We start from the raw sequence: 12,761 nt of genomic DNA on the forward strand, positions 1-12,761 counted from the left end.
GGGGGGGGACGTGCTGTCCGGGGCCTCAGTCCTCGTGGCCGAGCTGGAGGTCCCGTTCGGTGCGGCCGCCGCCCGCCATCCGCAGGACCGTGGCCACCGGCGGGTATCCGGCGGCGATCACCGTGTACTCCCCGGAGGACAGGTCGACGAACCGGAAGGTGCCGTCGGGCCCCGTGGTGAGGGTGTCGACCACATTGCCAGCCGCGTCGAGCAGGGTGACCCGGGCGTCCTCCACGGGCCGCCCGCCGTTCGCCCGTACGGTGCCGCGCAGGACCGCGCCACCCGCCAGTTCGATGTCCTGCCTGGTCTCGCGGGCCGCCTGCACACTGACCGGCAGGGCGGCGGGACGGAAGGCCGGGGCGCTGGCGGCCAGCGTGTACTCGCCGGCCACCAACTCCGTGATCACATAGCTGCCCTCGCGGCCCGTACGGGTGGTCGCGACGACCTCGCCGCGTACGTCGGTGAGGGTCACCGCGGCGTCGCGTACCGGGATTCCGTCGGCCGTGACGACCGTACCGGCGAGCCGGCCCGCGCCGCCGAGCACCACATCGAGCTCGACGGGCCGTTCGCCGACGGTGACGCTGACGGCCTGCGGCTGGTGTCCGCCCGCGGCGGCGATCAGGACGTACGAACCGGAGCCGGGCGCGCTCAGCGCGTACCGCCCGTCGTCGCCGCTGGCGCCCCGGCCGGCCTGCTGCCCCTGGCCGTCGATGAGGGTGAGGGCGGCGCGCGGGACCTTCGTGCCGTCGGGGTGCTGGACGTGGCCGCAGACCGGCACACCGGACGCGTGACCGACCGTCACGGTGGCCGAGTCGGTCCGGGCGGCGGGAACGGTCGCCGGGGCGGCTGCCGTGTCGGGGATGGGGTGGGACACCAGCGGTTTCTCCTTGAGGAAGAAGGCGAGGAACAGGCCGAGCAGAAGGACCGGCACGAGGTACAGGAAGATCCGCGGCATCGCGTCGGCGTACGCCTGGATGTAGGCGTCGCGCAGGGCGGGCTCCATGGCATGGACCAGCTGCGGGGTGATCGACTCCGGGTCGGGAAGCGCGGTGCCGGACGGGAGGCGTACGTCGAGGGCGTCCGAGAGCCGCCCGGCGAAGAGCGTTCCGAAGATCGCGGCACCGACGCTGCCGCCGATCTGCCGGAAGTAGTTGTTGGCGCTGGTGGCGGTGCCGAGGTCGGCGGGGCGCACGGAGTTCTGCACGGCGAGCACCAGTACCGGCATCACCAGCCCGATGCCGAGGCCGAGGACGGCCTGCCAGACGCTGTACTCGAACCGGGACGTGCCGGTTTCGAGCCGGGAGAGCAGCCACATGCCGACCGCCGAGATCCCGCTGCCGAGCAGGGGGTAGACCCGGTAGCGGCCGGTACGGGAGATCAGGTGCCCGGAGACCACGGAGGCGCCGACGATGCCGCCCATCATGGGCAGCATCAGCAGCCCCGACTCGGTGGCGGAGGCGCCGTCGACCATCTGGAGGTAGGTCGGCAGGTAGCTGGCGGCGCCGAACAGGGCGACGCCGATGACCGCGCCGACGAGAGCCGTGACGGTGAAGACCGAGTCGCGGAACAGACGCAGCGGAATGACCGGTTCGGGGGCGCGGTGTTCAACGGCGAGGAAGAGCAGAGTCGTTCCGGCAGCTCCGGCGGCGAGCCCCAGGATGGTGCGCGAGCCCCAGGCGTACTCGGTACCGCCCCAGCTGGTGATCAGCACGAGGCAGGTGGAAGCGGCGGCGAGCAGCAGGGCTCCGAGTACGTCGAGCCGGGGGCGTACGGCGGGCTTGGGGAGCTTCAGCACGACGGCGATGACGGCGAAGGTGACCACACCGAAGGGGACGTTGATGTAGAAGCACCAGCGCCAGGACGCATGGTCGGTGAAGAAGCCGCCGAGCAGCGGGCCCGCGACGGAAGCGAGGCCGAAGACCGCGCCGATGAGGCCCATGAAGCGGCCGCGCTCCCGGGGCGGGACGATGTCCGCGATGATGGCCTGGACGCCGATCATGAGTCCGCCGCCGCCGATTCCCTGGACGGCGCGGAAGGCGATGAGCTCCTCCATGGTGCGGGACCAGCCGGCGAGCGCGGAGCCGATGACGAACACGACGATCGCGAACTGGAAGACGCCCTTGCGGCCGAAGAGGTCGCCGAGCTTCCCGTAGACCGGCAGTCCGATCGTGGAGGCGAGCAGGTAGGCGGTGACCGCCCAGGACATCTTGTCCAGGCCGTGCAGCTCGCCGACGATCTTCGGCAGTGCGGTGGCGACGATCATCTGGTCGAGGGCCGCGAGCAGCAGGGTGAGCATCAGGCCGAGGAAGACCATCCGGACCCGGCCGTGGCTGATCCCGGCGGGCGGCGCGGCGAGGGCGGCGGTGTCCGCGTCGGACGGCGGCGGGGGTGGCGAGGTCCGGGCCCCGGCTCCCCCCGAGCCGCCCGGCTCGTCCTTCACCAGAGTGATCCCACCCACCACGAAACGCTCCCCTCGTCGCACCTGCGCCGCCCATTTCTCGCATCACGCGGCAAGGCGGGGCAAACGCGACCGGGGGCACGACCGGCGCACACGGAGGGCTTATGCGCCGGTCGGAGGCACTACGGCGCACAACCGGCCGTCCCGGAAAACCACCCGTTCCGGTGAGGCCGGCCGACAGCGCCCGGAGGCTACTTCTCGACCTCGGTGGCGAGGTTCTGGAGCAGCTCGTCGTAGATGCGGCCAAGTCCCTTGGGCGCGAAGGTCCTTTCGAAGAAACCGCCGATGCCGCCGGCGCCGTCCCACACGGTCGAGACGACGGCGCGGGACGTGCCCTCGCCGGCCGGGGTGACGGTCCAGGTCGTGACCATCGAGGAGTTGCGGTCCTTCTCGACCAGCTGCCCGTCGGTCGGCTCGGTGACGTCCAGCAGGCAGTCACGGACACGCTTGCTGGTGGCCTGGAGCTTCCAGTGCACGAGGGTGCCCTCGCCGTCGCCGCCCTCGCGCACCTCGTACTCGCTGAAGTGCCCGGTCAGCACCTTGCCCCGGACCTCCTTGTAGTCGGCCAACGCATCGAACACCGCCTCCGCGTCCGCCGCGATGATCCGCTCTGTCGTTGCCTCGACCTGCGCCATGCCTGTTCCTCCACCACTCGACTGTTCGGGGTGTGCTGAGCCAACCACCTCGGGCACGCCCCTCAAAATCGGTCGCGCACGATCAAGGGAACAAGTGTTCTATTCTCTGAGCAGTGCTACCAAGGAGGCGTCCATGCGCTGGGACAATTTGGCTGAAAACACCCCAGAGGCCGGGAACAGCGCGCTCTTCGCCGCGGACGCGGTGACCACGCGCACGTTCGACACACCCGAATTCCGAGGCATCACCTTCCACGAGGTGCGTGCCCGGTCCATCGTGAACCGGGTCCCGGGGGCGAGCCGGATGCCGTTCGAATGGACTGTGAATCCGTACCGGGGCTGCTCCCATGCCTGCGTGTACTGCTTCGCCCGCAAGACCCACAGCTATCTGGACCTCGACACGGGGCTCGGCTTCGACTCCCAGATCGTCGTCAAGATCAACGCCGCCGAGCTGCTGAGCCGCCATCTCTCCTCGCGCCACTGGCACGGGGCGCACATCGCGATGGGGACGAACGTCGACTGCTATCAGCGCGCCGAGGGCCGCTACCGGCTGATGCCCGGCATCATCACGGCCCTGCGGGACCACGCGAACCCGTTCTCGATCCTGACCAAGGGCACGCTGATCCTGCGCGACCTGGAGCTGCTGAAGCAGGCGGCCGACGTCACCGAGGTCGGCGTCTCCGTCTCGGTCGGCTTCGTCGACTCCGAGCTCTGGCGCACGGTCGAGCCGGGAACCCCGTCGCCCGAGCGCCGCCTCGACGCCATCCGCACCCTCACGGACCACGGGATCGGCTGCGGCGTCCTGATGGCCCCGGTCATCCCGTTCCTGGGCGACAGCCCGGAGCAGCTGCGCGCCACGGTCCGCGCGATCGCGGCCTCCGGCGCGACCTCGGTGACCCCGCTCGTCCTGCATCTGCGCCCCGGCGCGCGGGAGTGGTTCATGCAGTGGCTCGGCCGGCACCACCCGCATCTCGTGCGGCGGTACGAGCGGATGTACGCGGACGGGGCGTACGCGCCCACCTGGTACCAGCGCCGGATCACCCGCCGGGTGCACGAGCTGGCGGCCGAGTTCGGCATCGGGCCCGCGCACCGGGGGCAGGCCCGCCGCATCCCCGCACCGGAGGCGCACGAGGCGGCCGTGCCGGTCGCGGACGGTCCCGGAAGCGGGCCCACCCAGCTGACCCTGCTCTGACGTCGCGTGTCCCGCGTCACCCCGGCCACGCGTGTCGCCCTCTCCAAATGGGTCAACTCTCGGCAGAACGTGTCCTTCGGGGCCCGAATGCGGGGAGCATGCGGCGGGGGCAGCGGCACCCTCGGCCGCGCTCCCTCCACCTCGGGAGGCCGTATGACGAAACGTGCAGGAATTCTGGTCGCCGTCGGCGCGGCGGTGGCGGGTCTGGTGACCGCCGTGCCGTCCGCCGCGACCGCCGGAACGGGACCGGGCGCGGGCACGCCGGGCGCCGCGCAGACCAGGCCGGGCGCCGCACCGCTCACGTGGAAGGACTGCGCGACCACGTCGTATCCGACGATGCAGTGCGCGACGGTCCGTTCCCCGCTCGACCACGACCGGCCGTCGGGCCGTCAGGTCACCCTGGCGCTGTCCCGGATTCCGCACACGGCCGCGACCTCGCAGGGCCCGCTCCTGGTCAATCCGGGCGGCCCCGGCGGCAGCGGACTCTCGATGGCCGGCTTCGTGGCCGCCTCGCTGCCCGCGAAGCTCGCCGCGCAGTACGACGTGATCGGCTTCGATCCCCGCGGGGTCGGGAAGAGCACCCCGGCGCTGAACTGCCTTCCCCAGCACTTCGATCCGGTGCGGCCCGACTCCGTACCGCGTTCGTACCAGGACGAGCAGGCCGGGCGGGCGCGGGCCACGGCCTTCGCCGAGGCGTGCGGCGAGAAGCACGGGGACCTGCTGCCGTACATGGACACGGTCAGCGCCGCCAGGGACCTGGACGTGATCCGCGGGGCCCTGGGCGCACGGCAGATCAACTACTTCGGCTACTCCTACGGCACCTATCTGGGCGCCGTGTACGCGAAGCTGTTCCCCGAGCGCGTCCGCCGTCTCGTGCTCGACTCCGTCGTGGACCCCGAGGGGGTCTGGTACGACGACAACCTCGGCCAGGACTACGCGTTCGACGCGCGCCACAAGGCGTTCGCGGCCTGGGTCGCGAAGCACGACGCCACGTACGGCCTCGGCCGCGACCCGGCGGAGACCGAGGCCGCCTGGTACGAGATGCGCGAGTCCGTCAGGGTGCGGCCCGCGGGCGGCAAGGTGGGGGCGAGCGAGCTGGAGGACACCTTCATGCCCGGCGGCTACTACAACGGCTACTGGCCGTATCTGGCCCAGGCGTTCGCCGAGTACGTCCACCACGGCGACGAGGACGCGCTGGTCTCGGCGTACGAGAACTTCGGCGCCGTCGGCGCGGGGGGCGGCAACAGCTACTCGGTCTACACGGCCGTGCAGTGCCGGGACGCCGGATGGCCGCAGGACTGGAACACCTGGCGCAACGACACGGCGACGGTGCACGCCAAGGCCCCGTTCATGGCCTGGAACAACACCTGGTACAACGCGCCGTGCGCCTCGTGGCCGGTGGAGCCGCTGAACCCGGTACGGGTCACCAACCACCGGCTCCCGCCGGTCCTGCTCTTCCAGGCCACCGACGACGCGGCCACTCCGTACGAGGGCGGTGTCACCCTGCACCGCAAGCTGAAGGGCTCCAGCCTGGTCGTCGAACAGGGCGGCGGGAACCACGGCATCACGCTGAGCGGCAACACCTGCCTGGACGCGTATCTGGTGGACTACCTCGCCAAGGGCACCGTCCCGCGCGGCGAGAGCGGCCGGGTGGACGCGGTCTGCGAGGCGCTCGCCGACCCGAAGCCGCTGGCCGCGGAGAAGGCCCTGCGGAGCACGGACGGCGCCGGCGGTTCCGAGGGCAAGGCGCTGCACGGACTGCTCGGCTTCCGCGGCTGACCATCCGCTCCCTGGCCACCCCATCCCGTGGCCGGCCGGCGGCTCAGCGGCCGGCCGGCAGCCGGCTGAGGGCTTCGGCCGCCGCTCCGCCGAGGCGGGGGTGCGGCAGCGCCGCCTCCAGCACCGGGCGGGCCGCTCCGTCACCCAGTCGGCCCAGTCCCTCCACACAGGCGAGGGCCACGCGCCAGTGCGGCTCGTCCCGGTTCAGCAGCCGCTCCAGGGTGCTGACCAGGGCGGGGACCGATTCGGGCGCCCGCAGATCGGTCAGCAGCCGCACCGGATGCAGCGCGTAGGCCGTGCGCAGGGTGTTGGTGGCCAGCGCGGCGGCGGCGCGGGGCGTGCGGGGGTCGCCCAGCCGCACCAGGGCGTGGGCGGCGGAGACGCAGCGTTCCGGATCGCGGTGATTGAGGAGGAGGACCAGCGCCTCGAAGGCCCGGCGGTCCCCCGCGCAGCCGAGCCGGAACGCGGCGATCTCCCGAGCCCACAGAGGGCGCGCGGGCTCCACGAGGACCAGGGCCAGCTCCTCGTCGTCATCGGTGGCCACGAGCCGGTCGTACGCCGCCGACCGCCCCGCCTCGTCGCGCAGCCGGTCCGTCAGCGACCGGAACTCCTCGTCCATGACGCTCAGCGTATCGGCGATCACGGACCGTGCGGACCGGGCCGGCGTCCGGGCGGCCGGAAAGTGTGGTCCAGGGCACAGAGACCCAGGGCTGGCGCGCTCGTTACTCGCCGGTTAACCTCATGTGAGCGGGGCACAACCCCGCAGCTCCGGTGGCCTGGTGACGCAGCCACCCGGAGTGCTTGTCGGTTCGGCAGCTTTGTGCGACGCGACTCGGGACAGAGTCCGTCACCTTTCCCGGTTCCGGGTACGCCTGTGGCGCCCCGGCCCGTACACCACGACACGCAGCTCGCGCACGCCCCGCGCCCGGTCGTCTTCCTCGCGCGCTCCGTGCTTCCTCTTCAGTCGTCACTCACCCTGGAGTCCCGTGATGGACATCCCGCTCAGCACCATCGCCGTCGTCGGTCTCGGCACCATGGGAACCGGCATTGCCGAGGTCCTGGCCCGTGCGGGCCGCGAGGTCATCGGCATCGACATCAGTGACGAGGCCGCCCGCCGGGCCGTCGCCTCCCTGGAAGCGTCCACCGCCCGCGCCGTGCGGCGCGAGCGGATCACCGAGGAGGAGCGGAGCGACGTCCTCGCGCGGTTCCGCACCTTCTCCGACCTCCGGGCCGCCGCTGCGGCCGAGCTGGTCATCGAGGTCGTGCCCGAGTCGTACGAGATCAAGCAGCAGGTCTTCCGCGACCTCGACGCGGTCGTCTCCCCCACCGCGATCCTGGCGACGGGCACCAACGCGCTGTCCGTGACCCGGCTGGCCGCCGAGTCGCAGCACCCCGAGCGGGTGCTGGGCCTGCACTTCTTCAACCCGGCGCCCGCGATGAAGCTGGTCGAGGTGGTCTCCTCGGTGCTCACCGCGCCGTCGGCCGTCGAGACCGTCACCCGGCTGGCCAGGGAGCTGGGCAAGGAGCCGGTCGCCGTCGGTGACCGTCCGGGCTTCGTCGCCGACGGCCTGCTGTTCGGCTACCTCAACCAGGCCGCCGCGATGTACGAGGCGAACTACGCGTCCCGCGAGGACATCGACGCCGCGATGAAGCTGGGCTGCGGGCTGCCGATGGGCCCCCTGGCCCTGCTCGACCTGATCGGTGTCGACACCGCGCGTACGGTCCTGGAGGCCATGTACTCCGCGTCGCACGACCGGCTGCACGCCCCGGCCCCGGTCCTCAAGCAGCTCAGCGAGGCGGGTCTGACCGGCCGCAAGACGGGCCGCGGCTTCTACACGTACAACGCTCCGGGCGGCCAGACGGTGGTCCCGGACGCGCTGACGCCGCAGGAGAGCGCGGGGGCGGTCGCCGGGCGCCCGGTGCGCACCGTGGGTGTCGCCGGCTCCGGGACGATGGCCTCGGGCATCGCCGAGGTCTTCGCGAAGGCCGGGTACGACGTGGTGCTGGCCGCGCGCAGCCAGGAGAAGGCGGACACGGCCAGGGGCCGGATCGCGAAGTCGCTGGAGCGTTCGGTCACCAAGGGCCGGCTGACGGCCGAGGCGCGGGACGAGACCCTCGCGCGCATCACCGCCGCCGGGTCGCTGGACGCCTTCGCCGACGTCGACCTCGCGGTCGAGGCGGTCGCCGAGGACCTGGCGGTCAAGCAGCAGCTCTTCGCCACCCTGGACAAGGTGTGCCGGCCCGGCGCGGTGCTGGCCACCACGACCTCGTCACTGCCCGTCATAGCGATCGCACGGGCGACCACGCGGCCCGAGGACGTGGTCGGGATGCACTTCTTCAACCCCGCGCCCGCGATGAAGCTGGTCGAGGTGGTCCGCACGGTGCTGACCGCCGACGACGTCCACGCCACCGTCCGCGAGGTCTGCGCGAAGGTGCGCAAGCACCCGGTGGACTGCGGGGACCGGGCGGGCTTCATCGTGAACGCGCTGCTGTTCCCGTACCTCAACAACGCGATCAAGATGGTCGAGGAGCACTACGCGACGCTCGACGACATCGACGCCGCGATGAAGCTGGGCGGCGGTTACCCGATGGGGCCGTTCGAGCTCCTGGACGTCGTCGGGCTCGATGTCTCGCTGGCCATCGAGAAGGTCCTGCACAGCGAGTTCCGCGACCCGGGCCTCGCACCGGCCCCCCTGCTGGAGCATCTGGTGGCCGCGGGCTGCCTCGGCCGCAAGACGGGCCGCGGCTTCCGCGAATATGCCCGTCGCTGAGCCGGGAGCCGGGTGGGGCGGGCTGCTGGGCCGTTCCGGCGGCCCGCCCCCACGGGCGCGTCCCCCCGCACCGATGCAGTACGTTCACACCATGTCCCAGCCCGCCAAGCCCCTCCGTACCTCAGCCGCGCCCGACGCCCCGGAAACCGCCGCGGGCACACGCGCCGCCGCCCAACGGCTCAAAATGCGCCGCGAGCTGGCGGCCGCGGCGATGGAACTCTTCGCGACGAAGGGGTACGAGGCGACGACGGTCGACGAGATCGCGGGCGCCGCGGGCGTCGCCCGGCGGACCTTCTTCCGCCACTTCCGCTCCAAGGAAGAGGCGATCTTCCCGGACCACGACGACACGCTCGTGCGGGCCGAGGCCGTCCTCAACGCGGCGCCGGCGCACGAGCACCCGCTCGACACGGTCTGCCGCGGCATCAAGGAAGTCATGAAGATGTACGCGGCCAAGCCCGCGGTCTCCGTGGCGCGCTACAAACTGACCCGTGAGGTCCCCACGCTGCGGGAGGCGGAGATCGCCTCGGTGGCCCGCTACGAGCGGCTGTTCACCCGCTATCTGCTGGGCCATTTCGACGAGCGCGACCACCACGTCGGCAATGACGACCCGTTGCTGGCCGAGGTCGCCGCGTCGGCCGTCGTGACCGCGCACAACCATGTCCTGCGGCGCTGGCTGCGGGCGGGCGGCCAGGGTGATGTGGAGGCCCAGCTCGACCACGCCTTCGCCATCGTCCGGGACACCTTCGGGTCCGGGATCGGGGCCGGCCGGACCGCCGGGGCCGAGCCCGCGAAGCCCCCGGCCGCCTCGGTGGCCGCGGAGGGCGAGGTGCTGGTCGCGGTGGCGCGCACGGACGCACCGCTCGACGAGGTGATGCGCACGATCCAGCAGGCGCTGAAGGACCGCTGAGGCCACGGGGTCAGCGTCCGCCGTACCCGTCGTCCACCGGAACCGCCGCCCCCCAGGGCGGTGAGGCGCCTTCGTCGCTCCATGTCCTGAGTGCTTCGTGGTCCACGCAGAGGATGTCGCACCGGTCCGCGTAGTCGAGTGCCGGGTCGGTGAAGGCGCTGGTCGTCACGACGAGCGCGACGTCGGCCTCGTGGACGGCGAAGCAGGTGCCCCCGAAACGCTGTACGTCCTGCGAGCCGACCTTGTTCTCGGGGCCGTACCGCTTGCACTGGATGACGACGCGCCGCCCGTCGGGGGTGGTGGCCACGACGTCGGCCCCGAGGTCTCCCGCTCCGCCGACGACCTGGACGTCCCGGCAGCCGTCGCGCTCGCAGAGTCCTGCGACGGCCTGTTCGAACTCGTCCGCGTCCATCACCGCGTAGTCCACCGGTCCGGCGGCTTCCACCGGTTCGGCGGCGTCCTGCGGCCGCAGGGCCGCGGCCACCTCCGAGAGCCCGGTGTCCACGAGGTCGTAGGTGACCTCGGTGACCGCCACGGTGGCCTTTCGCGCCATCCTGCGGTTACGGCGGTGGCGCAACAGCGCCACCGCCCCCGTCACCAGGGCTGCCGCCACCACCACGGCGACGGCCGGATGCCTCCCGGCGCTCTCCCAGGCTGCCCGCAGGACGGTCCCTCCTCCCCAGACCAGCAGGGCGGCGAGAGCGAAGCCCACGGCCGTGCGGCGGATGCTGAATACGGGCCTGCCGTTCGGCGCCGTCCGTCTGCGGGCGGATATCGCCATCTTCGGTACCTCTTTCCCTGGATGCGGGTCGTCCGGATACGGATCGTCCAAGATCACTTGCATCTGCCATCTGCCCCGGCCCGCGGCGTCGACTCGGGGCCACGGAAACCTCGTTGTGCGTTCACGGGGCGCGTGGTCGGGTGACCGGATGCAACCCACAGAACTTCTGGCCCTTTTCGACAACGAGATGCGCGAGCACGCCCGCCCCGACGGCCCCGGGGTACGGGTCGAGCGGGCGGGTGACGTCGTCCGTCAGGTCGGCGCTGCCGACGACTGGAACGGGGTCGTGTGGTCCGCTCCGGACCTCGACTCCGTACGGGCGGACGCGGCGATCGCCGCCCAGATCGCGTACTTCACCTCACTCGGCCACGACGAGTTCGAGTGGAAGGTGTACGCCCACGACCGGCCCCTTGACCTGCCGGAGCGGCTGCGGGCGGCCGGATTCGTACCGGAGCCGCCGGAGACCCTGCTGGTCGCCCCGGTCGCGGACCTGGCGACCGCCGTCGTCCTGCCCGAGGGCATCGAGCTGCGGACCGTGACCGACGCGGCCGGTGTGGCGCTGATGGGCCGGGCCCACGAGCAGGCGTTCGGCACGGACTGGTCGCGGCTCGGCCACCAGGTGCTGTGCCGGCTGGAGGAGGACCCGGACAGCTTCGTGGGGGTCCTCGCGATGGCCGGCGAGGAACCGGTCAGTTCGTCCCGGATGGAGTTCTGCCCGGGCACGGGCTTCGCCGGGCTCTGGGGCGGCGGGACGGTGGCCTCCTGGCGCGGCAGGGGCATCTACCGGGCGATGGTCGCCTTCCGTGCCCGTATCGCGGCGGAGCGCGGTTACCGCCATCTCCAGGTCGACGCCAGTGACCAGTCCGCGCCGATCCTGCGCAGGCTGGGATTCTCGGAGCTGAGCACGACGACGCCGTACGTGTACCGCCCCGCGCGCTGACCGCTCGTCGGCGGGACAGACCCTTCCGTAACGCCCATGGTGTTGCTCATGCGTGCCCTGCGGATGACAAGTGAGAGAAATTGTTGGCACTCGGTGCCTTGTCAGGTGTCACGGAGTGCCATACGTTGAAGGTGTCCGGGCGGCCGGCGTGCTGAGATCCCACGTACGCCGGCTGTCCCCGCAAACCATGTGTCTGCGCGCCCGGACGCCTGCGTCACAGGCAAACCCTTCTGCTCCACAGAGCAAGCCGAAGCTCCACCCGCCGAACCGACGGCACACCTCCACACCGCACCCACCCCTGCCAGCCAGCGGGGACCACTCAAGCGTTCTCTCGACGCCCAGCTTTGCCGGAGGCATCACCGTGAAGGAAATCCTGGACGCGATCCAATCGCAGGACAGCACCGCCGCAGACTTCGCGGCCCTGTCCATCCCCGAGTCGTACCGCGCGGTGACCGTGCACAAGGACGAGGCCGAGATGTTCGCCGGCGTCGCCAGCCGTGACAAGGACCCGCGCAAGTCCCTCCACGTCGAGGACGTGCCGGTCCCCGAGCTCGGCCCGGGCGAGGCCCTGGTCGCGGTCATGGCCAGCTCGGTGAACTACAACTCCGTCTGGACCTCGATCTTCGAGCCGGTCTCGACCTTCGGCTTCCTGGAGCGCTACGGGAAGCTCAGCGACCTCAGCAAGCGCCACGACCTGCCCTACCACGTCATCGGCTCGGACCTGGCGGGCGTCGTGCTGCGTACCGGGCCGGGCGTCAACGCCTGGAACCCGGGTGACGAGGTCGTCGCGCACTGCCTCTCGGTCGAGCTGGAGTCCTCCGACGGCCACAACGACACGATGCTCGACCCCGAGCAGCGGATCTGGGGCTTCGAGACCAACTTCGGCGGCCTGGCCGAGATCGCGCTCGTCAAGTCCAACCAGCTGATGCCCAAGCCGAAGCACCTCAGCTGGGAGGAGGCCGCGTCCCCGGGCCTGGTCAACTCCACCGCGTACCGCCAGCTCGTCTCACGCAACGGCGCCGGCATGAAGCAGGGCGACAACGTGCTGATCTGGGGCGCGAGCGGCGGACTCGGCTCGTACGCCACCCAGTTCGCGCTGGCCGGCGGCGCCAACCCGATCTGCGTCGTCTCCAGCGACCAGAAGGCGGACATCTGCCGGAAGATGGGCGCGACCGCGATCATCGACCGCAACGCCGAGGGTTACAAGTTCTGGAAGGACGAGCACAACCAGGACCCGCGCGAGTGGAAGCGGTTCGGCAAGCGCATCCGTGAGCTGACCGGCGGCGAGGACGTCGACATCG

The 12,761-nt window shown here is 71.5% G+C and carries 10 protein-coding genes; 6 read left to right on the forward strand and 4 right to left on the reverse strand.

Annotation, left to right across the window (positions count from 1 at the left end; genetic code table 11):
- Nucleotides 1-25 precede the first annotated feature (25 nt).
- Nucleotides 26-2,461 (reverse strand): MFS transporter, encoded by a 2,436-nt coding sequence (locus AC07FA_RS09360; RefSeq protein ID WP_479074219.1) that lies wholly within the window; start codon nt 2,459-2,461, stop codon nt 26-28.
- Between the two features lie 188 nt (nt 2,462-2,649).
- Nucleotides 2,650-3,093, reverse strand: a complete 444-nt coding sequence (locus AC07FA_RS09365) for an SRPBCC family protein (protein WP_479074220.1) — start codon at nt 3,091-3,093, stop codon at nt 2,650-2,652.
- Nucleotides 3,094-3,226: 133 nt separating this feature from the next.
- On the opposite strand from AC07FA_RS09365, the gene AC07FA_RS09370 reads away from it, so the two are divergent.
- Nucleotides 3,227-4,282 carry an Rv2578c family radical SAM protein gene (locus tag AC07FA_RS09370; RefSeq protein WP_479074221.1) on the forward strand — a complete coding sequence of 352 codons (1,056 nt, stop codon included), beginning with the start codon at nt 3,227-3,229 and terminating at the stop codon, nt 4,280-4,282.
- A gap of 153 nt (nt 4,283-4,435) precedes the next feature.
- On the forward strand, nt 4,436-6,061 hold the full coding sequence (locus tag AC07FA_RS09375; protein ID WP_479074222.1) for an alpha/beta hydrolase: 1,626 nt from the start codon (nt 4,436-4,438) through the stop codon (nt 6,059-6,061).
- A gap of 43 nt (nt 6,062-6,104) precedes the next feature.
- Here AC07FA_RS09375 and AC07FA_RS09380 read toward each other — a convergent pair whose 3' ends face one another.
- The gene (locus AC07FA_RS09380) at nt 6,105-6,680 is read right to left on the reverse strand and encodes an adenylosuccinate lyase (protein WP_479074223.1); all 576 of its coding nucleotides are present in this window, start codon (nt 6,678-6,680) and stop codon (nt 6,105-6,107) included.
- A gap of 370 nt (nt 6,681-7,050) precedes the next feature.
- Here AC07FA_RS09380 and AC07FA_RS09385 point away from each other — a divergent pair, with 370 nt between their 5' ends.
- Entirely contained in the window at nt 7,051-8,832 is a 1,782-nt protein-coding gene (locus AC07FA_RS09385; RefSeq protein ID WP_479074225.1) for a 3-hydroxyacyl-CoA dehydrogenase family protein, read from the forward strand.
- A 91-nt stretch (nt 8,833-8,923) separates the two neighbouring features.
- The gene (locus AC07FA_RS09390) at nt 8,924-9,739 is read left to right on the forward strand and encodes a TetR family transcriptional regulator (protein ID WP_479074226.1); all 816 of its coding nucleotides are present in this window, start codon (nt 8,924-8,926) and stop codon (nt 9,737-9,739) included.
- Nucleotides 9,740-9,749: 10 nt separating this feature from the next.
- Here AC07FA_RS09390 and AC07FA_RS09395 read toward each other — a convergent pair whose 3' ends face one another.
- Nucleotides 9,750-10,520, reverse strand: a complete 771-nt coding sequence (locus tag AC07FA_RS09395) for a restriction endonuclease (RefSeq protein WP_479074228.1) — start codon at nt 10,518-10,520, stop codon at nt 9,750-9,752.
- Nucleotides 10,521-10,668: 148 nt separating this feature from the next.
- Between AC07FA_RS09395 and AC07FA_RS09400 the strand changes: the two genes are divergently transcribed.
- Together AC07FA_RS09400 and ccrA are read left to right on the forward strand one after the other, a co-directional pair.
- Nucleotides 10,669-11,460, forward strand: a complete 792-nt coding sequence (locus tag AC07FA_RS09400) for a GNAT family N-acetyltransferase (RefSeq protein WP_479074229.1) — start codon at nt 10,669-10,671, stop codon at nt 11,458-11,460.
- Between the two features lie 361 nt (nt 11,461-11,821).
- Nucleotides 11,822-12,761 (forward strand): crotonyl-CoA carboxylase/reductase (gene ccrA / locus AC07FA_RS09405; RefSeq protein ID WP_479074230.1); only part of this gene is annotated, 940 nt, incomplete at its 3' end.

It is taken from the genome of Streptomyces sp. NPDC045968 (genome assembly GCF_056430475.1).

Excerpts from the sequence above, each read along its gene's own strand:
- AC07FA_RS09390 (WP_479074226.1), top strand. The coding sequence starts at position 8,924 with ATGTCCCAGCCCGCCAAGCCCCTCCGTACCTCAGCCGCGCCCGACGCC.
- AC07FA_RS09395 (WP_479074228.1), bottom strand. The coding sequence starts at position 10,520 with ATGGCGATATCCGCCCGCAGACGGACGGCGCCGAACGGCAGGCCCGTA.
- AC07FA_RS09380 (WP_479074223.1), bottom strand. The coding sequence starts at position 6,680 with ATGGACGAGGAGTTCCGGTCGCTGACGGACCGGCTGCGCGACGAGGCG.
- AC07FA_RS09385 (WP_479074225.1), top strand. The coding sequence starts at position 7,051 with ATGGACATCCCGCTCAGCACCATCGCCGTCGTCGGTCTCGGCACCATG.
- AC07FA_RS09370 (WP_479074221.1), top strand. The coding sequence starts at position 3,227 with ATGCGCTGGGACAATTTGGCTGAAAACACCCCAGAGGCCGGGAACAGC.
- AC07FA_RS09375 (WP_479074222.1), top strand. The coding sequence starts at position 4,436 with ATGACGAAACGTGCAGGAATTCTGGTCGCCGTCGGCGCGGCGGTGGCG.
- AC07FA_RS09365 (WP_479074220.1), bottom strand. The coding sequence starts at position 3,093 with ATGGCGCAGGTCGAGGCAACGACAGAGCGGATCATCGCGGCGGACGCG.
- AC07FA_RS09400 (WP_479074229.1), top strand. The coding sequence starts at position 10,669 with ATGCAACCCACAGAACTTCTGGCCCTTTTCGACAACGAGATGCGCGAG.